The sequence below is a fragment of the Acinetobacter sp. EKM10A genome (genome assembly GCF_011075215.1).
GTDB classification, from domain to species: domain Bacteria; phylum Pseudomonadota; class Gammaproteobacteria; order Pseudomonadales; family Moraxellaceae; genus Acinetobacter; species Acinetobacter baumannii.
Genome location: NZ_JAALLK010000003.1, coordinates 199,798 through 221,653 on the forward strand (window position 1 = coordinate 199,798; position 21,856 = coordinate 221,653).

The 21,856-nt window shown below is 39.9% G+C and carries 20 protein-coding genes; 7 read left to right on the forward strand and 13 right to left on the reverse strand.

Annotated elements, in window-relative coordinates; all coding sequences use genetic code 11:
• The first annotated feature begins 52 nt into the window (after positions 1-52).
• The gene (locus tag G9371_RS05635; protein ID WP_004748368.1) at positions 53-1,762 is read left to right on the forward strand and encodes a cation:proton antiporter; all 1,710 of its coding nucleotides are present in this window, start codon (positions 53-55) and stop codon (positions 1,760-1,762) included.
• Positions 1,763-1,799: 37 nt separating this feature from the next.
• Here G9371_RS05635 and G9371_RS05640 read toward each other — a convergent pair whose 3' ends face one another.
• The 10 genes from G9371_RS05640 to G9371_RS05685 form a co-directional block, all read right to left on the reverse strand.
• Positions 1,800-2,078: a hypothetical protein gene (locus tag G9371_RS05640; RefSeq protein WP_000027403.1), complete on the reverse strand. Its 279-nt coding sequence runs from the start codon at positions 2,076-2,078 to the stop codon at positions 1,800-1,802.
• Between the two features lie 112 nt (positions 2,079-2,190).
• Positions 2,191-2,694 (reverse strand): DUF6586 family protein, encoded by a 504-nt coding sequence (locus tag G9371_RS05645; protein ID WP_002027464.1) that lies wholly within the window; start codon positions 2,692-2,694, stop codon positions 2,191-2,193.
• An 80-nt stretch (positions 2,695-2,774) separates the two neighbouring features.
• On the reverse strand, positions 2,775-3,134 hold the full coding sequence (locus G9371_RS05650; RefSeq protein ID WP_001183876.1) for an ASCH domain-containing protein: 360 nt from the start codon (positions 3,132-3,134) through the stop codon (positions 2,775-2,777).
• A 7-nt stretch (positions 3,135-3,141) separates the two neighbouring features.
• A complete protein-coding gene (locus G9371_RS05655) occupies positions 3,142-3,381 on the reverse strand; it encodes an RNA recognition motif domain-containing protein (protein ID WP_000699342.1) in 240 nt (79 codons plus the stop codon).
• Between the two features lie 73 nt (positions 3,382-3,454).
• The gene (locus G9371_RS05660; RefSeq protein WP_000050356.1) at positions 3,455-5,434 is read right to left on the reverse strand and encodes an ATP-dependent helicase; all 1,980 of its coding nucleotides are present in this window, start codon (positions 5,432-5,434) and stop codon (positions 3,455-3,457) included.
• A 116-nt stretch (positions 5,435-5,550) separates the two neighbouring features.
• Entirely contained in the window at positions 5,551-6,123 is a 573-nt protein-coding gene (locus G9371_RS05665; protein ID WP_000859452.1) for an HdeD family acid-resistance protein, read from the reverse strand.
• Between the two features lie 137 nt (positions 6,124-6,260).
• Positions 6,261-7,019, reverse strand: coding sequence for a hypothetical protein (locus G9371_RS05670; RefSeq protein WP_029423681.1), 759 nt, complete (start codon positions 7,017-7,019; stop codon positions 6,261-6,263).
• A gap of 87 nt (positions 7,020-7,106) precedes the next feature.
• Positions 7,107-9,743: a type I DNA topoisomerase gene (topA, locus tag G9371_RS05675; protein ID WP_000024261.1), complete on the reverse strand. Its 2,637-nt coding sequence runs from the start codon at positions 9,741-9,743 to the stop codon at positions 7,107-7,109.
• Between the two features lie 35 nt (positions 9,744-9,778).
• Entirely contained in the window at positions 9,779-10,228 is a 450-nt protein-coding gene (locus tag G9371_RS05680; RefSeq protein WP_000368721.1) for a hypothetical protein, read from the reverse strand.
• A gap of 147 nt (positions 10,229-10,375) precedes the next feature.
• Complete coding sequence (locus G9371_RS05685) at positions 10,376-10,753, reverse strand: winged helix-turn-helix transcriptional regulator (protein ID WP_029423682.1); 378 nt, start codon at positions 10,751-10,753, stop codon at positions 10,376-10,378.
• 99 nt (positions 10,754-10,852) lie between these two features.
• On the opposite strand from G9371_RS05685, the gene G9371_RS05690 reads away from it, so the two are divergent.
• On the forward strand, positions 10,853-11,863 hold the full coding sequence (locus tag G9371_RS05690; RefSeq protein WP_029423683.1) for a zinc-binding alcohol dehydrogenase family protein: 1,011 nt from the start codon (positions 10,853-10,855) through the stop codon (positions 11,861-11,863).
• A gap of 47 nt (positions 11,864-11,910) precedes the next feature.
• Here G9371_RS05690 and G9371_RS05695 read toward each other — a convergent pair whose 3' ends face one another.
• Positions 11,911-12,156 carry a SlyX family protein gene (locus G9371_RS05695; protein ID WP_000165735.1) on the reverse strand — a complete coding sequence of 82 codons (246 nt, stop codon included), beginning with the start codon at positions 12,154-12,156 and terminating at the stop codon, positions 11,911-11,913.
• Positions 12,157-12,188: 32 nt separating this feature from the next.
• On the opposite strand from G9371_RS05695, the gene G9371_RS05700 reads away from it, so the two are divergent.
• The 4 genes from G9371_RS05700 to G9371_RS05715 all read left to right on the forward strand — a co-directional run bounded on the left by G9371_RS05700 (position 12,189) and on the right by G9371_RS05715 (position 17,300).
• Positions 12,189-14,099 (forward strand): ATP-binding cassette domain-containing protein, encoded by a 1,911-nt coding sequence (locus G9371_RS05700; RefSeq protein ID WP_004748380.1) that lies wholly within the window; start codon positions 12,189-12,191, stop codon positions 14,097-14,099.
• A gap of 147 nt (positions 14,100-14,246) precedes the next feature.
• Entirely contained in the window at positions 14,247-14,879 is a 633-nt protein-coding gene (locus G9371_RS05705; RefSeq protein ID WP_000886288.1) for a LysE family translocator, read from the forward strand.
• A gap of 119 nt (positions 14,880-14,998) precedes the next feature.
• The gene (gene lpxL / locus G9371_RS05710; RefSeq protein ID WP_002067317.1) at positions 14,999-15,934 is read left to right on the forward strand and encodes an LpxL/LpxP family Kdo(2)-lipid IV(A) lauroyl/palmitoleoyl acyltransferase; all 936 of its coding nucleotides are present in this window, start codon (positions 14,999-15,001) and stop codon (positions 15,932-15,934) included.
• Positions 15,935-16,199: 265 nt separating this feature from the next.
• The gene (locus tag G9371_RS05715; protein ID WP_000867094.1) at positions 16,200-17,300 is read left to right on the forward strand and encodes a glycosyltransferase family 4 protein; all 1,101 of its coding nucleotides are present in this window, start codon (positions 16,200-16,202) and stop codon (positions 17,298-17,300) included.
• Between the two features lie 56 nt (positions 17,301-17,356).
• Here G9371_RS05715 and gltP read toward each other — a convergent pair whose 3' ends face one another.
• Positions 17,357-18,643 (reverse strand): glutamate/aspartate:proton symporter GltP, encoded by a 1,287-nt coding sequence (gene gltP / locus G9371_RS05720; RefSeq protein ID WP_000787677.1) that lies wholly within the window; start codon positions 18,641-18,643, stop codon positions 17,357-17,359.
• Positions 18,644-19,332: 689 nt separating this feature from the next.
• Positions 19,333-20,454 (reverse strand): endonuclease/exonuclease/phosphatase family protein, encoded by a 1,122-nt coding sequence (locus G9371_RS05725; RefSeq protein ID WP_000639217.1) that lies wholly within the window; start codon positions 20,452-20,454, stop codon positions 19,333-19,335.
• Positions 20,455-20,643: 189 nt separating this feature from the next.
• Between G9371_RS05725 and asd the strand changes: the two genes are divergently transcribed.
• A complete protein-coding gene (asd, locus tag G9371_RS05730; protein WP_000862762.1) occupies positions 20,644-21,762 on the forward strand; it encodes an aspartate-semialdehyde dehydrogenase in 1,119 nt (372 codons plus the stop codon).
• Positions 21,763-21,856 lie beyond the last annotated feature (94 nt).

Genomic DNA, 21,856 nt, shown 5'->3' on the forward strand with positions numbered 1-21,856 from the left:
TTGGCATTTTTTATGCTTGTCTTTAGCCTAACTCACGTAAAAGGAGTTTTTAGTGCCGCATGACGTAGATTTAATTATTTTACTTGCTGTTGGTTTCGGCGTTGCCCTGTTTTTTGGCTATATTGCCGCCCGACTACGACTTCCCCCTCTTATTGGCTATCTCATTGCCGGAATTATTATTAGTCCTAATACTCCTGGTGTTGAAGCAGATATTCATCTTGCAAACCAACTTGCTGAACTCGGTGTAATGTTCCTCATGTTTGGCGTTGGTATGCATTTTTCCTTAAATGATCTTTTACTTGTTCGCCGCATTGCCTTACCAGGTGCAATCTTACAGATTGCTGTTGCAACTTTACTGGGTATTGGCGTTTCAATGTTATGGGGCTGGAGCTTTGGCTCCGCACTCGTTTTTGGCTTAAGCCTGTCATGTGCGAGTACAGTTGTATTATTAAAAGCTTTGGGAGACCGTGGTCTTCTAGATTCTGTAAACGGCAAAATTGCTGTGGGCTGGCTATTAGTTGAAGATTTAGTCATGGTACTTGTTTTGGTACTTCTTCCAGCTACAGCTGTTTTACTTGGCGGAAAAGCCCCAGCAGGCGTAGAAGGTAACATCTGGCTAACACTTGGAATCACCCTATTAAAGGTTATTGGCTTTATCGCCTTTATGCTGATTGTCGGTAAGCGCGTTGTGCCTATTATTATGCAGTTTGTTGCTCGCTTAGGTTCAAGAGAGCTATTTACGCTTACTGTAGTCGCTGCTGCTGTATCGATTGCCTATGGTTCTTATGCCATCTTTGGAGTTTCAATGGCATTAGGGGCATTCTTTGCCGGAATGGTCGTTAAAGAATCAGATTTTAGCCATCGCGCAGAAGAAGAAACGCTACCACTACGTGAAATTTTCTCGATTTTATTTTTCGTTTCAGTAGGGATGTTGTTTGATCCACATATTCTTATTGAACGTCCACTACATATCTTGGCTGTTATCGCAATTATTATGGTGGGTAAAACACTTGCTGCAATGGCCTTGGTTTTATTCTTCCGCTATCCAATCAATACTGCTTTAACAGTCGGGGCCAGCCTTGCTCAAATTGGTGAGTTTTCATTTATTTTGGCTACCCTTGGTGTCTCTTTAGGTCTATTAACTTTAGAAGCTCAAAACCTGATTTTAGCAGGCGCATTATTCTCAATTACACTGAACTCTTTCATCTTCTCGGCAATTGAGCCGGTACAACGTTGGATTCGTGAACGCTCTCATTTAGCACGACTTCTTGAACGTAGTGGCGACCCATTAGCCATGCTGCCCGATGAAGTCGATCAATCTTATCTACGCGATCAAGTGGTGATTATAGGGTATGGTGGCGTTGGACGACGTATTACTGAAAATTTAATTAATCAAAATATTAAAGTCGTAATTGCAGAAGAGAATCGTGAAATCGTAGAAAAACTACGTCAGGCAAATATTGCAGCTGTAAGTGGTGTAGCAACCGAACCTGGCGTTTTAATTCAAGCACATATCATGCACGCACGACTCTTGGTAATTTCACCTATGGATATTTTAGATATTCATCGGATTGTAGATATTGCGAAGCAATTGAACCCTCAAATTCAGGTTTTAATTTGTGCAGAAAGTAAAGAAGAAGCCGCAGTGATTAGAGACGAACACATTGGTGAAGTATTCTATGCGAAAGAAGAAATGGCTAAGAATATGAGCCATCATATTTTAAATCAAATCGAACTTGCGCATCAGTCCACACATCATTAATGCATACAAAAAAAGCGTACTCAAGAGTACGCTTTTTTTAACTTAAGAATTTAGGCTGCTCATCCACAACTTCAGCCTGCCATTCATTGACCTGCTTTTCTAACAGCCCAAACAAAGCAGCTTGAATCATATGTTGTGCAACTATAGGCGTCTGTTCACCTAATATTGCCTTTAGTTCATCACTAAACTGAATTTTAACCAAGGGCTCTTTTTCAGAACCAGCATTACGCAAGGCGAGCTCACCACCTTCTAGTTGGACTAATTCCAACACTGCTTCTTGATTTCCAAATAACTCTTTCAATTGCTGTATAGACATATACTTCCTCCATGTTTCAACATGGTGGCAAAGCACCCTTGCACTTTGCATCTCTCGTCTTATTTATATAGGCGCACTGGGATTAAATTTCAAGCGCTCAGATAGTTTAATTTTAGAACTCGACCATTTCGTTACGAAAACCATCAATTAAATGACTTAACTCTCTATGCCATTCACGCAAAATTTTCACATCAGGTAACCATGATTGTGGTCCCTGAGTCACTTTAATGATCAAATTAGAAGAAGTTTCTTCTTCCGGTGTCGGTTCAGTTGGTTCCGGTGCATATTGGCACATACGGTAAGCACGTTTTAATTCTGCAACGAAGCCATCTTTTGCCAATTGCTGCAAAACAGAAACTTCCGGAGAAACTTGTCCTTTTGCCGCCATATGCTCTTCAATAGATTTTAATGTCGGTTGCAAGTCATTTAAACGGTAATAACGTACCAATTCTTGCAAAAATGCCAACATCGCACCATGTAAATGAAATACAGCTGCTTCACGATACGCTTGTACCTGCTGTACATGATCAGTTTGCTCTGCTTGTTGACACGCTAAGCGTGCAAAATAGAGTTTTTGATTGGTACGATCGGCATGATAACGAGCAACACGTGACATAACTAAACTTTCCTGTTCTAAAATTGCCATCTATATGGCTATTCTTAGCTTAACGACTCCATTGATAAAATCAACGTTATTTATGGTAAATCCAGAGAGACTTGATAAATTTTACGTTTAGCCGGGACTTTCAACTGTCGCTTCATAGGACGCACATTACTTAGAACCCAAGCAAAATATCCTTCACTCCAACCAGAGGCACAGGCAGGTTCAATCTCATCGTTTCGCCAAACATGAATAGAATCAACATCAACCAAAGCGACGGCGACTCCCTCTTCTTCATCACCATCATTTATTAAAAAATTTTGGTTCTCAACAATGAATAGATCTTTAAGAGGCAGCTGTGCAGGGACCCATGAACGAACTTCAAGTGTTTTTATTCCCTGAGCTATACGTGTTCCATTTGGAGCAACCACAGAAAGAGCTAAAAATTGTTGCATAAAAGCCTTACTCTTCAGCTGCCTTAACCCGAATACCGTAACCTTTTACTTTAAGTGTATTTAGTCCTTTGATTGCTTTAATGGCTTCACGCGGATTTGGCATTTCGACAAAGCCAAAGCCCTTTGATTTACCCGTATCTTTATCGGTTACAACGACACAAGACTCAACTTTACCATAAGCTTTAAACAGCTCTAAAACTTCAGCTTCAGTCACTGAACGATCTAAATTACGAACTAATATTTTCATTTTCCAACCTTCATTGACCATCAAAAGAAAGGCCAATATACATTTGAGTATTCACAGTGTCTTATACAGTAATTTAGTCAAGATCGATACCAAAACCTAAGTTTACTGTTCGTGAAGTATTCCATTGTTTTTTGGCGAATGGCTGTGGCACCTGACGATGAATTTTTGCCTGAACCAAATGGGCAGGTAAATCATTTAGAAAATAGCTTTCGATTTTGCGGCCTTGTTCGTCATACGTGTCTTGTGACCATGTATTGAGATTTTGCTTCGTCAAAATCAATTCATTTTCCGCACGTGTTAATGCAACATACAATACTCTGCGCTCTTCTTCGACTTCATCAAAATCGCCCTGTGCACGCGCATAGGGATATTGGTTTGGTGAGACATGTGGCACATAACACACTTTCTGTTCTGCACCTTTAGCGGAGTGAATTGTAATTAAGGTCACTAAATCATCATCACCCGCTTTTTCAATTTCAGAAATTGAAATTGGTTCAAGCACATATTCTTCAAGAAACTCACCAAGAGATGCATGCTTACGCGCAAGTTGTTTAACTAGGTCGAAATCCCTAGCACGACGTGACCAGTCTTTAGTTTTATAGTTTTGCTCTAACTGTTCACTTAATGCATCTAGTGCTAGACCAATGCTTGCCTCAACATGCTGCTGTAGCACATCAAGCTGTTTCAAAATCAAAATGGCCTGTAAAGGAACTTTTCCATGACGCTCCAAACGCTGACAACGCTCTTCGACCTCACTAATGCTCATTAACTCTTGTGCTAACTTACTAGCACCCACATCTCCAATACCATCCCATAAGGTTAAAAAGCGCATCCAAGCCAAGTCATCCTGCGGGTTACTCACAATACGCAATAAACTGAGCACATCCTTTACATGTGCTGATTCAAGTAACTTTACGCCACCAATAAAACGATACGGAATTTCAGCGGCAATAAATGCTCCTTCCAAATAGCGTGCGCTATAGCCTGAGCGGACTAACACCATATGGTCGTACCAATTTGCGCCCTGTTGGTGTCGCTCTATTAAGTCTTGTGCAATCCAGTTGGCTTCTTCAAATTCATTACCAAACAAATGGAGTTGTGGCTTTTGTCCTTTGCCACGATGAGCCTGTAACTGTTTTTGATAATCGATTGGACTGTGGGAGAGTAACCAATTTGATAAATCTAATATTTCTTGAGTCGAGCGATAATTCAGATCCAAGGTATGAATCACTGCATCTGGAATACGTTCTTTAAAAGAATGAATGTTTTCAAAATCGGCCCCACGGAAACCGTAAATCGACTGGGCGTCATCTCCCACACAAAATAATTTCACCTTACCAATCAGTGGCTGCAAAAGTGCCCACTGTAAAGGGTTGGTATCTTGCATCTCATCAACTAACAAAGCTTGGCAGAAACCAGCAACCCAGTTCGTCAGTGCTTCCGAGTTTTGTAAATGAACAGCGACGATCGACAAAATGTCATCATAGTCTAAAAAATTACGCTCTCTTTTACGTTGTTCATAAGTTTTCATTAACTCAGCAATTTGTGATTTATATTCATATGCTTCAGGTAATTGCTTGAGTAACGCTTCAGAAAGCTTCGATTGCGTATTTCGGGCATAAGAATATAAATCACACAGCTCTGCCGCTTTAGGCAAAACATTATCTTTGTCTTTGCCTCTTAATAAGCGAAACATGAGTAACTGATCATCACGATCAATAATACTAAATTGGGTTAAACCAAACGCTTGCGGATTACGACGCAATAAATACATGCAAAAGGTATGGAAAGTGGATGCACGAAGACCTTTGGCTTGTGCTCCAACATGCTGTTCGACCCTTGCAACAATTTCACTCGCAGCTCGGCGGGTAAACGTTAAAATCTGAATTTGATTTGCAGGCAAACCTTGATCAATTAAATAAGCTGCGCGAGCAACAATAGTTTTCGTCTTGCCACAACCCGCTCCAGCCAAAACCAAACAGTTTTGAGCCATAGTCGTCGCTGCTTTTTTTTGCTGAGCATTTAATTCATTAATTAACTTTGCAAGACTCATAACACATATCGCTAAAACACCAAGGCTTAGTTTAACAGACCCATGCCATGAGATGGACCTTCGCTCACTAAAAACAAAAAAGAGCACCCTAAGTGCTCTTTTGTTCGTTATTTATTTTAAGAAACTGTTTTTGAGCTAGAAGGTAAATGCTTAATCGCAGAAGCGAGTCCTAAAAAGTTAATGCCCTGAAATAAAATATCTACTGCCAAAAACATTCCTAACACCCAAAACGGAGAATCTTTAGACACTAAAATTAAAATACCTGTAGCAAGGGTTAATAATCCTGAAAATAAGGTCCAGCCCCACCCTGCAATTGGTCTTAATAAAAATGCATTTATAGTGCGGATTACACCCGCAATAATCAGAGCAATTGATAATAAGCTTGTTAAAACCACAGCCGTAGTAACAGGCGTAGAAAATGCATAATAGCCTGCCATTAAATACAGCACTCCAAAAAGTGCCCACAGCCATCGGCTACCGCCTTTAAATACACTTAAGGCAGCAATTAAATGCAATACACCGCCCACCATCATTAAAATACCAAACAGAAACACAACCGAAAATGTAGCAAATGGCAGTGAGCTAAATAACACCAAACCGAAAATAATGAGCACAAAGCCTAATATTAGATACCATTTACGATCAGCATGTAGCTGATTACGAACCAAATCATTACCTACAGTTTTCATGACGGCGACTCTTATTATCAGGTATTAGGAAGTTTATATAATGTCATTATAGTGATGCACTTCACATTTATTGTCTGTATAAGATGTGCATCGTTTATTAACAATTGATGTGGATAAAATAGTATTTATCCACAATTTTATTTCAGCCACCCCACTTCTTGAGCTGTTGGTAAACCTATGACGGTTTCTTGTAAATCACTTGGCATTTTGCTGGTCTGCTCGGATAATGGCGTTCGACCACCCATGATTTCTGCTCGCTTTTGTGGATAAAGAGGTACTTTTTCAGGTTGTGCATATCCTAATGGATATATGGGCTGACCTGTTTTTAAATCATATTTATCTTTTGCCCCAAAGCCATGCAATAGCTCATGAACGATTACAACCTGATTTTGTAGTGCTTGTCCACGTGTAGCAAACAAATTAACACTACCAATACGGCCCTTTTCTAAAGCAGTCGAATGCACCAAAACTTTTTGATAATTGGGATCGTAATAATTTAAATAAAGTTTGAGCGATGCTCCATTATCTTCAGGCTGTTGTTGTCGCCATGCATAAAAACGAAACTTTAAACTCCACCAAACCACATGAAAAATACCGGCATTTTGTGGCACCTCAGGTGGACGCTGCTGTAACTGTTGCCCTAAGCGTATTTCAAAGTTTGCTGCTTGCCCCCGATAATGTTGCGACCATTCACTTAAATAGCTTTTAAGCGCCTGAAAATCAGTGTTTTGTAACTGATGAATATAAGCTTGTGTGGTTTGTAAGCCATCTGCATTTATTGGGTGTAAAACTACCGCAATAGGCTGATTCCAATCTTGATTCTGGTCACGCCATGCTTGAACTGCAACGATTAATAAAACAATTAATAGACATAAAATCCGAATGTTTTTCCACATTCTTTTTCCCCATAAAAATTAAAATTTTCTTTTATTGTTGTAGATGTAAAAAATGCTAGCTGAGCTAGCATTTTTTATCTGTCTTATTTAGCCTTCAATCCATTTACCGTCTTGATAAATTAGGCTCCATTTGGTTTGTTTACCTTCTGGTGTTTCAGAACCCACATATTGTGATTGGTTCTTACGACTAAACTTCACAATGGTTGGGTTACCTTCAGGGTCTACATCTGGAGCTTGTAAAATAAACTGGTATTTTGGATCAAGTTGATCAGCTACGCTACGAAGCTCAGCAACTTTTGGTGCACGTGTTTCACGAATTTTCGGGAACTTACTTGCAGCCAAGAACAGACCAGCCGCGCCATCACGTAACACAAAATAATCATCATGCTTGGTTGAACGCAAATGTTCCATCTTGATTGGTTCTACACGTGGTGGTGCAGGTTGACCATTTTTCAAGACTTTACGAGTATTGTCACAGCTTGTACAAGCGAAATACGGACCAAAACGGCCAGTTTTAAGCTGCATTTCACCATCACATTTATCACAAGGAATGGTTGGGCCATCATAACCTTTGATCTTGAACTCGCCTTCTTCAAGCTCATAGCCATCGCAATCCGGGTTGTTACCACAAACATGTAACTTACGACCACCATCAATGACGTAGCTGTCCATTGCTGTACCACATTTTGGACAACGATGTTTTGACATCAAGTCTGCTGTTTCAGCACTGTCATCATCAGATAATGCTGCTAGAGACTCAACTGGCGTTAAGTTCAAGGTTCCTTTACAACGTTCTTTAGGCGGCAAGTTATAACCAGAACACCCTAAGAATACACCTGTTGTTCCCGTACGAATCTGCATTGGACGTGAACATTCAGGGCAATGTACTGCTGGTACTTCAACTGGCTGGTTACGACGCATTCCCTGCTCACCTTGAGCATTGGTCAAACGCTTTTTAAAATCACCATAGAATGTGTCTAGCAATTCCTTCCAGTTACGCTCACCCGTTGCTACACGGTCCAACTGACCTTCTAAATCTGCAGTAAATGCATAATTCATTAGGTTATTAAAACTTTCATCAAGACGATCCGTTACGATCTCACCCATTTTCTCGGCAAAGAGACGGCGATTTTCTAACTTAACGTAACCACGTTCTTGAATCGTAGAAATAATGGCAGCATAAGTCGACGGACGACCAATACCACGTTTTTCAAGTTCTTTTACTAAAGATGCTTCAGTAAAACGAGCTGGTGGTTTGGTAAAATGCTGACTTGGATCTAGCTTTTCTAGCTTTAAAATTTCGCCCACTTTAATTGCAGGTAAAATGATATCGTCATCAGATTTGTTGGCACCACGAACTTTAGTAAAGCCATCAAATACAAGCGTACGGCCTTTTGCCTTTAACTCCACATTGCCAGCTTCAACTGTTAAAGTTGAAGATAAATATTCTGCCGGAGTCATTTGGCAAGCTACGAACTGACGCCAAATTAAATCATACAAACGCTGAGCATCGCGCTCTACACCAGCAAGTTGATCACCAGTCAGCGCAACATTTGATGGACGAATAGCTTCGTGGGCTTCTTGAGCACCTGCTTTATTACCATAGCGATTTGGCTTAGCTGGTAAATATTTTTCACCATATTGGCTTTCAATATGTGCACGTACCATACTTACAGCATCATCACTCAAAAACGTTGAGTCAGTACGCATATAAGTAATGAAACCAGCTTCATACAAGCGCTGCGCCAACATCATGGTTTTCTTTACAGAGAAACCTAAACGTGTACTTGCAGCTTGTTGCAAAGTCGACGTGATGTATGGGGCGCTTGGATTCACCTTAGTTGGTTTATCTTCACGCTGGGCAACTTTATATTCAGCACCTTTTAATACATCTAACAGGGCATCTGTTTCAGCTTTATTTTTTAATTTAAGCGTTTTACCCGCCTGTTTAACAGCCTCAAGACGAATGTCATCTTTTTTAGCTTTAGTGTCTGCAAAGACTTGCCAATATTCTTCTGGAATAAAAGCACGAATTTCACGTTCACGTTCAACAACAAGCTTTACCGCTACAGACTGTACACGACCTGCCGATAAACCACGGGCAATCTTTTCCCATAATAATGGCGAAACCATGAAGCCTACTACACGGTCCAAGAAACGACGTGCTTGTTGTGCATTAACACGGTTTAAGTCGAGACGTGTTGGCTGTTTAAATGCTTCTTGAATGGCATTTTTGGTAATTTCGTTAAATACCACACGATGATAACGGCTATCGTCACCACCAATCACTTCGCGTAAGTGCCAAGCGATTGCTTCCCCTTCTCTATCCAAGTCCGTTGCGAGATAGATTGCATCTGCATCTTTAGCAAGTTTCTTGAGTTCAGCAACAACATTTTCTTTGCCAGGCAGAACTTCGTAATGCGCTTGCCATCCATGTTCTGGATCGACGCCCATACGATTGATTAAAGCCTGATTCGCTTTTTGTTCTTTTTCAGCCTCAGTGAGTTTGGTCCGGGCAGCCGGCTTTTTCTCTGTTGCTTTACTGCCGCCTGTTGGCAAGTCACGTACGTGACCTACAGAAGACTTAACAATGTACTGCGAACCTAAATATTTGTTGATGGTTTTCGCTTTGGCAGGCGACTCCACAATCACTAAGGCACGTTTATGTGCAGCAGAGGCAGAAGATGCTGTGCTTTGAGATGCAGAGCGCGAGGTATTCGCCATATAAAATGTTATTCCTATACCAATAAATTTAAAAATCAGGCTTCAGCCAAGGCCAACAGATAAGCCTTCATCTCATCTAATTGCGTAGCTTTCAGGTCCGATTCCTCATCCCAATAAAGGCCTACACAGTTTGCCTGCATATCAATAGCATAAATCCCTTTTAATGCAATGGGAGAATCATTAAATTTCTCATCGCCTTGCACAACTTTTAATTTTCCGTCTATAACGCGAGCACGCATGAGCGGTAAACGAGCATCGGGGATCAATACACTATAGTAAGCAACCATGCTGGCACGCTTTTCAGTTGCCATCGGGACATGTGTCCATTCAGGTGCAGCAATTACACGTGGATGTAGCCCCATTTTGCGGGCTTTGTCTCGCATAATTCCCAGCGCCTTTTCACGTGGACTCACTCTTAAACCAAAAATGGAGCCTAGCACGAAAAGAACAATGATAACGGTAACCCAAATTCCGATATTGTCCATAGCAAAACCTATTAATCTCTTTTATTAGAGTTGCATAAGCTGACCAGAAAACGCAAGTTACATCATAAAAATAATGTCCAATTAACCGACAAGGCTAAAAACTACAACATTTCCTCATAGATATTTTTAACAATCTAGGCAGAATATTTAGGCGCTCTTTTCAGTTTCAAGAGTAGTTAACTTGCCAAACTGATCCAGATGCGCATCTCCCCAAGTTTTTAAAGCAAGAAGTATCTGCTCAAGCCCGCGCCCTAAATCAGTTAGACAATATTCCACTTTAGGAGGCACTTGAGGATAAACCTCACGATGAATAATGCCATCTTGTTCTAACTCCCGAAGCTGATTGGTCAGCATTCTTTGTGTAATGCTTGGAACTCGTTTACCAATTTCATTAAATCGTAAAGTTCCTTCATTTAATAAATGCCAAAGAATGACACATTTCCATTTGCCATCAATCAAACTGATTGCGGCCTCAACTGAACAACCTGGTGAGCAGTCAAAACTTGAATGTCGAGCTTTTGCCATTTTACAGTATCCTTTTTGACACTATGAGCGTTATTTGTCTGTAGTCACTATTTTTAAGCTTACGTTATGATCAAACTCTCAACAAGAGGAATGATGATTATGAAAGCTGTGGCATATCAAAAAGCGGAGCCTATTACATCGCCAGAGGCACTCGTAGATATTGAACTCGATACTCCAGTAGCTAAAGGACATGATTTACTTGTTCGTGTTCAAGCTGTATCAGTAAATCCAGTCGATACCAAAATACGTAAAAATGTAAGTGCTGAACAATCTGGTTGGAAAGTTCTTGGATGGGATGCTGTAAGCACGGTAGAAGCGATTGGCGATAAAGTTACTCAATTTAAAATTGGTGATGTGGTTTGGTATGCAGGTGCTTTAAATCGCCAAGGCAGTAATAGTGAATTGCAATTAGTTGATGAACGTATTGTCGGTCATAAACCAAAAACTTTAGAAGCGACTGAAGCTGCGGCCCTCCCTTTAACAGCAATCACAGCTTGGGAAATGTTATTTGATCGTCTACAAGTTCCAAAGACTGCGCCTGCTAATACGACTATTTTAGTGATTGGTGGAGCTGGTGGGGTAGGTTCAATTACCATTCAGCTTCTTAAACAATTAACTAACCTCACGATTATTGCTACAGCTTCACGCCCCGAAACAAAAGAATGGGTAGAACAACTAGGTGCTGATTATGTATTAGACCACCGTCAGCCTTTAGCTGCACAAATTAAACAATTAGGATTAAGTGCACCTTTATATGTATTCTCAACCACTGAAACAGATCAACATTTATCAGATATTGTAGAGTTAATTGCTCCACAAGGTCATTTTGGACTTATTGATGACCCTGATCAGTTAGATATTAAACCGTTTAAATCTAAGTCTGTCTCAGTTCACTGGGAATTTATGTTTACGCGCTCAATGTTCCAAACGGAAGATATGGAAAAACAAAGTGCGCTACTAAATGAAGTCAGTAAACTGGTGGATGAAGGTAAAATCAAAACAACTGTGACTCAGGTTTTAAGCCCAATTAATGCTGAAAACTTAACACGGGTTCATGAGCAAATTGAAAGTGGTTCAACCAAAGGGAAAATCGTTTTACACGGATTTTAAGTTGCACTTTTGAAAATAAATGGCAAGCGTAACGCTTGCCATTTTAATTAGTAATGCGGTGGTTTATTCGTTAATGGATCAAAAGGTGCAACACCTTCTGATAAATCTGCAGATTCCACACGTTGATAAAGTAATTGCATTTGTTTTTTTAAATCAGCTATTTCTAAAGTTTGAATCGCGAGTTGCTGATTTAATTCCTCAACTAAATCATCTAAAAATGCAATTCGCACTTGCAAATCTTCAATGGGTGCGGAAAATGACGCTTGATCATCATGATATGGTGGTTTAGTCATTTAAGTCCTCATTTGAGATTTTGGAAAACATTATGGCCTATATTACTTTAAGGGATGTCCAACTTGCTTTTGGCGGACCTGCCCTGCTCGATGGCGCGAACTTCAACCTAGAACGTGGCGAACGAGTCTGTTTAATTGGTCGTAATGGTGAGGGTAAGTCTACTTTACTTAAACTCATTGAGGGAAGCCTACTACCAGATTCTGGTGAAGTTTCTGTCCAAAATGGTTTAACTGTTTCTATGTTAGCCCAAGATGTTCCAATGTCATCGGGCAAAGTTGCCGATATTGTAGCAGAAGGTGCAGGAGAAGCTGCTGCCGTACTTAAAGCCTATCATGAAGCAAGTGATGCCTGTGTACTTGGTGACATGGAAGCTTGCGATCGTATGGGATCTTTACAGCATAAACTTGACCAACTTGATGGATGGGCATTAGAAAATAAGGTCAACACGATTTTAGGTAAAATGGAGTTAGATCCGAATGCAGATCTAGCCGACCTATCAGGTGGTCGTAAACGTCGTGTTTTACTTGCCCGCGCCCTACTTACCCAACCAGATGTGTTATTACTCGATGAGCCAACTAACCACTTAGATGTTGAAAGTATTGAGTGGCTTGAGAAATTCCTGCTTGATCAAAATAATTTAACCTTACTCTTTATTTCGCATGACCGTTCTTTTGTAGACCGCCTTGCAACTCGTATTGTGGAATTGGATCGCGGCATATTACGCAGCTATGAAGGAAACTATTCTCGTTACCTTGACCTAAAAGCTCAGCAACTTGAAGCTGAAGAAAAACAAAATGCCTTGTTTGAAAAGAAACTTGCCGAAGAAGAAGCATGGATTCGTCAAGGTATTAAAGCACGTCGTACACGTAATGAAGGTCGTGTCCGTGCCCTTAAAGCATTACGAGAAGAGTCAAAAGCTCGCCGTTTCCAACAAGGCAAAGTCAATATGGGCGTTCAAGAAGCACAGCGCTCAGGCAAACTTGTATTTGATATTGAACATTTAAGCGTAAGCTACGATGGACAAACCCTCATTAGAGATTTCTCTGCCATTGTTATGCGCGGTGACCGCATTGGTTTGGTCGGTGATAACGGCGTAGGAAAGACTACTTTAATTAAAGCGATCTTAGGCGAAGTTCAGCACGAAGGTGTTGTCAAAACAGGAACTCAGCTTGAAATTGCTTACTTCGACCAATTACGTAATCAGCTTGATCTTGAAAAGTCGGTTTCTGAAAATGTTTCTGAAGGTTCAGATTTCGTTGATGTAAATGGTCAACGTCGCCATATTCTCAGTTACTTACAAGACTTCCTATTCTCTCCGGAACGAGCTCGTACACCGGTGAAAGCACTTTCTGGTGGTGAGCGTAATCGTGTCCTGTTAGCAAAACTGTTGCTCAAGCCATCGAACCTGATTGTAATGGATGAGCCAACGAATGACTTAGATATGGTCACACTTGAGCTACTTGAGGAGATGTTGTCTGAATATAAAGGTACTTTGCTCCTAATTAGCCATGACCGTGCTTTTATGGACAACGTTGTGACATCAACTTGGGTATTTGATGGCAAAGGCGGTATTGCAGAATATATCGGTGGTTATCAGGACTATTTAATTCAGCGTCCAAATGAGAGAGTCGTTGACCAAAAAGGCGATGTAAAAAAAGCTCAGGCTAAAGCAGAAGCTGAAAAAAATGCAGCTCAAACGAACGTAAAAAAGGTCAAATTAAGCTACAAAGATCAACGTGAACTTGAGCAATTACCGGCAGAAATTGAAAAGTTAGAAAATGAGCAAGCTGCACTTTCTGACAAACTTGCTGACGGGTCATGGTTCGTAACGGATGCCGATGCGGCAACCAAAGCAAGCCAGCGTCTAGCAGAAATTGAAGAATTACTCCTTGAAAAGTTAGAGCGCTGGGATGAACTTGAGCAAATGAGTAAAGGGAACTAATTAAATAATTTTTTACCTGCTGATTAATTTAAAAAGCCTCCTAGATTAGGGGGCTTTTTAAATATAATTTAAGATATTTTTTCAAATAAGATTTATAAAAATAATTATGTTATACCTATCAGTATAATAATATTTAAGGATATTTCCATGCTAGATCTCTCTCAAATTTTGGCATTTGGATTCATTTGTCTGGCGATGGTACTCACCCCAGGCCCAAACATGATTTATCTTATCTCTCGTTCCATTAGTCAGGGCAAACTCGCAGGTTTTATTTCTCTCGGTGGCGTTGCCGTTGGTTTTGTATTTTATATGCTCTGCGCTTCTTTCGGGATTACGGCACTTGTGGTCGCAGTTCCATATGCCTATGACACTATTCGTATTGCCGGTGCGATGTACTTACTTTGGTTAGCATGGAAAGCTTTACGCCCCAATGCCGCACCTATTTTTAATGTTAAAGATTTAGCGGTTGACTCACCATTAAAGTTATTTTTAATGGGCTTTTTGACTAATTTACTTAATCCTAAAATTGCGATTATGTATTTATCTTTATTACCTCAGTTTATTCACCCACAACAAGGCAGTATTTTAGCGCAGTCTATCCAACTCGGGACTATACAAATTTTTGTAAGCGTTTCAGTAAATGCGCTGATTGTATTTTCTGCTGGTAACATTGCTCTTTTTCTACAAAAAAAACCACTTTGGGCAAGCATTCAACGCTGGGTCATGGGTACAGTATTAGCCGGCCTTGCGGTTCGTATTCTTCTAGAACACCGCCGATAACCCGCTTTATTTTTCTTTATCGCGTCTAAACCTTCAATTTACTCCTGTGTATTACGACGATAAATTCAGTTCGTGGTACACTTTTGGCAGTTTTAACTTTTTAAATTCTTTATATCGTTATGAGCCAAAAGCAGCCTTATACGCCCGGTGAGTTTCAATGGTCCTTTTTGTTGCCTAAATATTGGGGTGTGTGGATTGCGATTACTTTCCTGATGCTTTTGGCTATTTTACCGTGGGCAATTCAATGGCGCTTAGCTCATGGATTGGCAAACCTTGCTTGGAAATATTTAAAGTCTCGTCGTAAAACCACAATTCGTAATTTAGAAGTTTGCTTTCCAGAATGGTCACCTGAAAAAGTACAGCAACAAGCAAAACAAGTTTTTGTAGATATGATGCTTGGTATTTTTGAGACCTTAAACGCATGGTATAAACCTTACTGGTTTAAAAACCGCGTCACTATTGAAGGCTTAGAACACATTACCAATGCACAAGCTCAAGGCAAAGGTGTTTTATTGCTTGGTACACATAGTACTTTACTCGATGCAGGTGGTTATGTATGCGCCCAATATTTCGAGCCGGATGTTGTGTATCGCCCTCAAAACAACCCCCTCCTCGATATGCTAATTTATCGTTGCCGCGGCACAATTTATAAAGCACAAATTGATCATGATGACATGCGTGGTTTGATTCGTCATCTTAAAGAGGGTGATGCAATTTGGTATAGTCCCGATCAAGACTTTGGGCTTAAACAAGGTGTTATGGCACCATTTTTTGGAGTGCCAGCTGCCACTGTAACCGCTCACCGTCGTTTATTAAAAATCTCGAAAGCGGTTGCTGTTCCTTTATATTTTTATCGTCATGGCAATGTACAGAACCCTAAATATCATATCCTGATTGAGCCAGCGGTTGACAATATGCCAAGTGAAGATGAAGTCGATGATGCAACGCGTGTGAATAAGATTATTGAGAACCAGCTTCGTATCGCACCAACTCAATATATGTGGTTTCACCGTCGCTTTAAAACACGTCCAGAGGGATATGAAGAGATTTATTAAGATAAGGTTGTAATAATTTTAGATTAGTAATAGGCACAGCCTCGATTTAAAGTGATATTCAAATACTTTCGGATAGGCAGACCTTACTTTTTAGGGATAAAAAGTAAGCAAAAATCCTTTGTTCCGCTGATGTTACATCCTTGTAACACAACGCAACAGCGACATCCATGTCGCTATCACGATAGTAAACTCTGGATAATGATTTAGTTTGAGATGATGTATCTATGGATGACCCATCTTTTATGAACGTATAAGGCAAAAAACAATGAAAGTGATGCAACTTCTCCCAGAACTCAATAGCGGTGGCGTAGAACGCGGCACACTGGAAATTGCACGTGCACTGGTTGCACAAGGCCATCAATCTTTGGTTGTTTCAAATGGCGGGCGTTTGGTCTCACAACTTGAAGCTGAAGGTTCCACACACTTAACGTTACCTATCCATAAAAAGTCTTTATCAAGCCTATGGCAAATTCGACCATTACGTCAGCTTATTGAAGAGCACCAACCAGACATTGTACATGTGCGCTCTCGCGTACCTGCATGGCTAACCCACTTCGCTTTAAGAAAAATACCAGCGAATAAACGCCCTCACCTCATTAGCACGGTACATGGTTTCTATTCAGTTAATCGTTATAGTGCGATTATGACTCAAGCTGAAAAAGTCATTGCTGTTTCTGACAGTGTGGTTAAGTACATCACTGACCATTATAAAAACTGTCCACCACAAGATATTGTCCGTATTTATCGAGGCATTGACCCTGCTGCTTTTCCGCATAACTATCAACCTTCAGCACAGTGGTTTAACCAAGTCTTTAACGACTTTCCCGAACTCGAGAATAAATTTTTACTTTGCCTACCTGGCCGTATTACTCGTTTAAAAGGACATGAAAGTTTAATTGAACTAATGCAGCAACTTCATTCGCAATATCCTCAACTGCATGCTGTTGTTGTGGGTGGGGCTGATGTAAAAAAACAAGCCTATTTAAGTGAGTTGCAAAACATCATTCAAAGCAAAGGACTTGCAGATAAAATTACCTTTGTAGGACATCGCTCAGATATACGCGAATGGCTCGCTTTTAGCGATATAGTGCTCTCTCTATCCAATCAAGCAGAAACATTCGGTAGAACAGCATTAGAAGCCCTTTCGGTAGGCACGCCGGTCATTGGCTGGAACCGTGGCGGTGTTGCCGAGATTTTATCTCATGTATACCCACAAGGTCTTGTTGAAGCAGAAAATGAAAAAGCTTTAGTAGAAACAGTAAAGAATCATATTGAACAACCGCAAACAGTCGCTCCTGTGACAATGTTTAGTTTAAAAGATATGTGTGACCAAACCCTTGAGCTATATCAAAGTGTATTGAAATAACCCAATAAAAAAACCCGCGATGTTCGCGGGTTTTTTTCGACTAAAAAACTTCTCTATTACTTAAGAGATGCTTCATAAGCAGCAGCTTTTTCATAGTCGTATTGTTTTTCCCATTTACTGATTACAAGTACAGCAAGCGCGTTACCTACAACGTTCAACGCAGTACGAGCCATATCCATGATACGGTCAACACCAGCAATAAATGCTAAGCCTTCTACAGGAATACCAACACTGCCTAATGTCGCCAATAACACAACAAATGATACTCCAGGAACACCTGCAATACCTTTAGAAGTAATCATTAACGTTACAACTAAAATCACTTGTTGGCTGATTGACATTTCAATGCCGTAAAGCTGTGCAATAAAGATTGCTGCGATACTTTGGTAAAGCGTAGAACCGTCAAGGTTAAATGAATAACCAGTTGGAATTACAAAACTAGAAATCGCTTTTGGCGCACCATAAGCTTCCATTTTTTGCATAATACGCGGTAAAACTGTTTCCGAACTTGCAGTCGAATACGCCAAAATTAATTCATCTTTCAGTATCTTAAACAATGTAAAGATATTGATGCTGAACATTTTTGCAGTAATACCTAAAACCACTAAAGCAAAGAATAAGATTGCACCATAAACCAATACAACCAATTTACCCAATGGAATAAGCGAAGCAAAACCGAAGTTTGCAACAGTTACAGCGATTAAGCCAAATACACCCACTGGCGCATATTTCATGATGATGTGTGTTACACGGAACATTGTTTCCGATACAGCATGAAATACATTTAATAATGGGTCTTTTGTTGTTGCTGGTAATGAAGATAAACCAATACCAAATAGCACAGCAAAGAAAATCACTGGCAACATTTCGCCATGCGCCATTGAACTAATAATGTTCGTTGGGATAAGCGATAATATCGTCTGGATAATACCATGAGACTGTGACTGTACTTCTTCAGTTGTATGCTTATATTGAGAAATATCAGTTTGTACCAGTTGAGACATATCAATGCCTGAACCTGGATGGAAGATATTCGCTGCAAACAAGCCAACCAAAATAGCAATAGTAGTAATAATTTCGAAATAGAGAATGGTTTTAAAACCAAGACGCCCTAGACTTTTTGTACTGCCAACACCAGCAATACCTAAAATCAATGTAGAGAAAACGATTGGGATTACAATCATTTTAATCAGGCTAATAAAGATCTTACCTAATGGAGTAAGAACGTTATTTACAATACTATCTTTGATTTCAGGCTGGTTATGTAAAACAGCCCCGACAACTATCCCTAGGATTAAAGCAATTAAAATTTGCCATGCAAGGCTAAATTTAAAATTCTTCATAAGACAATCCTTATGCACCGCAAAGTATCAAATATGAGAGGGAGAAGACCACTACTTTAGAGTGAAACCTCAATATGTACACGAATTTCCAAACAGAAATTTAAATGCACAAGCAAATCACAACCCGCCGATCCGGCGAAGTAAACAACAATGCCTGTTGACGATCCAACATGTCAACGATCGGCACATTCTATTGAGATTTGCCAATTAAACAAGTCCAATTTATATCTAAATAGGTCAAAGCCTAGATTTATCCGTCAATAATCTATAAAAACAAAAACTTAACAAAAAAGTTTTTTGTATCCATTTTCATTAAAAATTGCTCAGATATATAAAAAAATTTATGGACGATGACTTATAATTAAGTAGATTTTAAAATTAAGAATACCTTAAAAATATTGGTTTTATTTACAACGAATTAAATGATATATCTATAAAATATCAACCCGAGTTCTGCGTCCTGCAAAACTCGGGTAAATGAGGTTGTGCTTTCAGGGTATATAATTCTTTTTATCGCTTCCGTTCTAACATCTTATCCGTGATGTCATTCCATATCAGCTTAGTGCATCCTTACTTGGGATTATCCATTCCCGCTTCCGTGTGCCGATGAATGTAGAATACGGGTTTTAACTCTGCCTGCCTATTGGACCTAGACTCAAATCTTTGTACGTTATTGCTTACAACTCACTTTATATATTTTTCTCTTTATAAGGCTGTGCAATTTCATCAGTCACGATTTTTTCTTCTTTTTCAGCTTTAGCAATACCTTCTTGTATCGCGGCTTGAGCTTCTTCTTCATCGGCTTGAGTTTGTTCTAGTTCCTCGTGAATTTCTTCAAATATTCGACCTGTTTGTAAAACGACATAGACAGGAAAATGGTCTGATCCAATATGAGATAAACGCTGCATTTTTACTAAACCGAAGTCTGTACTATGAAAGATATGGTCAAGTGACCAGCGCAATAAAGGATAGTCCGCATGAAAAGTATTAATAAAATGCCGCCCCACTCGTGGATCGAGTAGCCCACTAATACGTTGAAATAAACGGGTTGTTCGTGACCACGCTACATCGTTTAAATCCCCCATCACAATACAACTTTCATCAAGATCTTTAATTTGGTCTCCGACAATTAAAAGCTCAGCGTCACGCAGTGTTGAATCTTTTGCTTCAGTTGGGCTAGGTGGCTTAGGATGTAAACAGTAGAGCTGAACAGGCATACCAGATCGCAAAATTACCGTGGTATGAATAGAAGGTATTTCATTACTTAAAATGAATTTAACCTCAGTATTTTTAAGCGGTAACCGGCTATATAAATGCATCCCGTATAAATTATCTAAAGGTACGGGCACACGGTATGGATAATCTTTCTCGATCTCTTTTAAAGCATTTTCCCAAGTTGTATCGCTCTCTAAAGTAAGCAATAAATCAGGTTTCAACGTCCGTACATGCTCAAGTAATAAATGATATTTATCATTCGGGGTGAGCACATTAGAAACTATCAGTGAAATCTGTTTTGTAGGATCTAGCTGATGCTGTTTGACCTTTTTAACCTGTTTTTTCCAAAACAGCGTATACGGTAAAACCATTTTAAGTTGGTAGGCAATCGCTGCGATGAGTACCGCAAGCAAAAGCTCACGCCATACATCCCATTCGGTCGGCCAAAACAACATACCAATTAAAGCAATTAAGCCAATAAACAGAATTTGTAATCTTGGAAAATCTGCACCTCGAAACCACCACTCATCACGAGGAATAAGTGACCAGAAGCTTAACCAAATCACCACTACTGCCAGTACTTCGATATAAATCATTGAAATTACTCTTTTAAGATGATTTGTTTTTTAATGTTTTTGTCATCTTTATCAATTTTGTATGTAACATAAACAAGATATTCTACTCAATAAAATTGCTGTTTTGATTCTGTAACGCTTGCAGTTGTGAGCACTTTTGATACACTCAACTCCCCCTTTAACAATTTTAACGCACCGAGGCAAAATGACATGAAAGTAGGTCTGGTCGGTTGGCGCGGGATGGTCGGTTCCGTCCTTATGCAACGTATGGTTGAAGAGAATGATTTTGCTCATATTGAGCCATTCTACTTCTCTACCAGTAATGCAGGTGGTGAAGCTCCTTCATTTGGTGGTAAGACTGCCCCAGCACTTATGGAAGCTACAGACATTACTAGTCTGAAGCAAATGGATGTCATTATTACCTGTCAAGGTGGTGACTACACGTCTGAAGTTTTCCCAAAGTTAAAAGCAACTGGTTGGGATGGCTACTGGATTGATGCGGCATCTACTTTACGTATGACTGATGATGCAATCATCGTTCTTGATCCGGTTAACCTTAATGTAATTAAAGACGGCTTAGCGAAAGGTACTAAAACTTTCGTTGGTGGTAACTGTACAGTATCACTCATGTTGATGGGTGTTGGCGCACTTTTCCAAAATAATTTGGTTGAGTGGATGACTGCAATGACTTATCAAGCGGCATCAGGCGCTGGCGCACAAAACATGCGTGAGTTGTTAACAGGTATGGGTTATTTATATAACAATACCAAGACTTTGTTAGATGATCCTAAATCTGCAATTCTTGATATTGACCGTCAAGTTGCCGAGTTACAACGCGGTGAGGGTTTCCCTTCTGCGAACTTTGGTGTGCCACTTGCTGGTTCATTAATTCCTTACATTGATAAACAGCTTGAAAGCGGTCAATCAAAAGAAGAGTGGAAAGGACAAGTTGAGACCAACAAGATCTTAGGTAACTCTCAAATCGTTCCTATCGATGGTCACTGTGTTCGTATCGGTGCAATGCGTTGCCACTCTCAAGCATTAACCATCAAATTGAAAAAAGATGTTCCGCTTGATGAGATCGAAGATATGATTCGTAACTCAAACCAGTGGGCTAAAGTTGTACCCAATACACGTGAAGCATCAATGACTGATCTTACACCTGTTGCTGTAACTGGTACCCTAACTGTACCTGTAGGTCGTTTACGTAAACTCAATATGGGTAAAGAGTACCTCGGCGCATTCACAGTAGGCGATCAGTTACTTTGGGGTGCTGCTGAGCCTCTACGTCGTATGTTACGTATTTTAGTAGAATACAAAAGCTCATAATTTGATCTGAATTATTCAGTCAAAATAAAAAGCCGATCACATTTGATCGGCTTTTTCGTAACTGGTTTGTAAAAAATTAACAATTTATTTACAT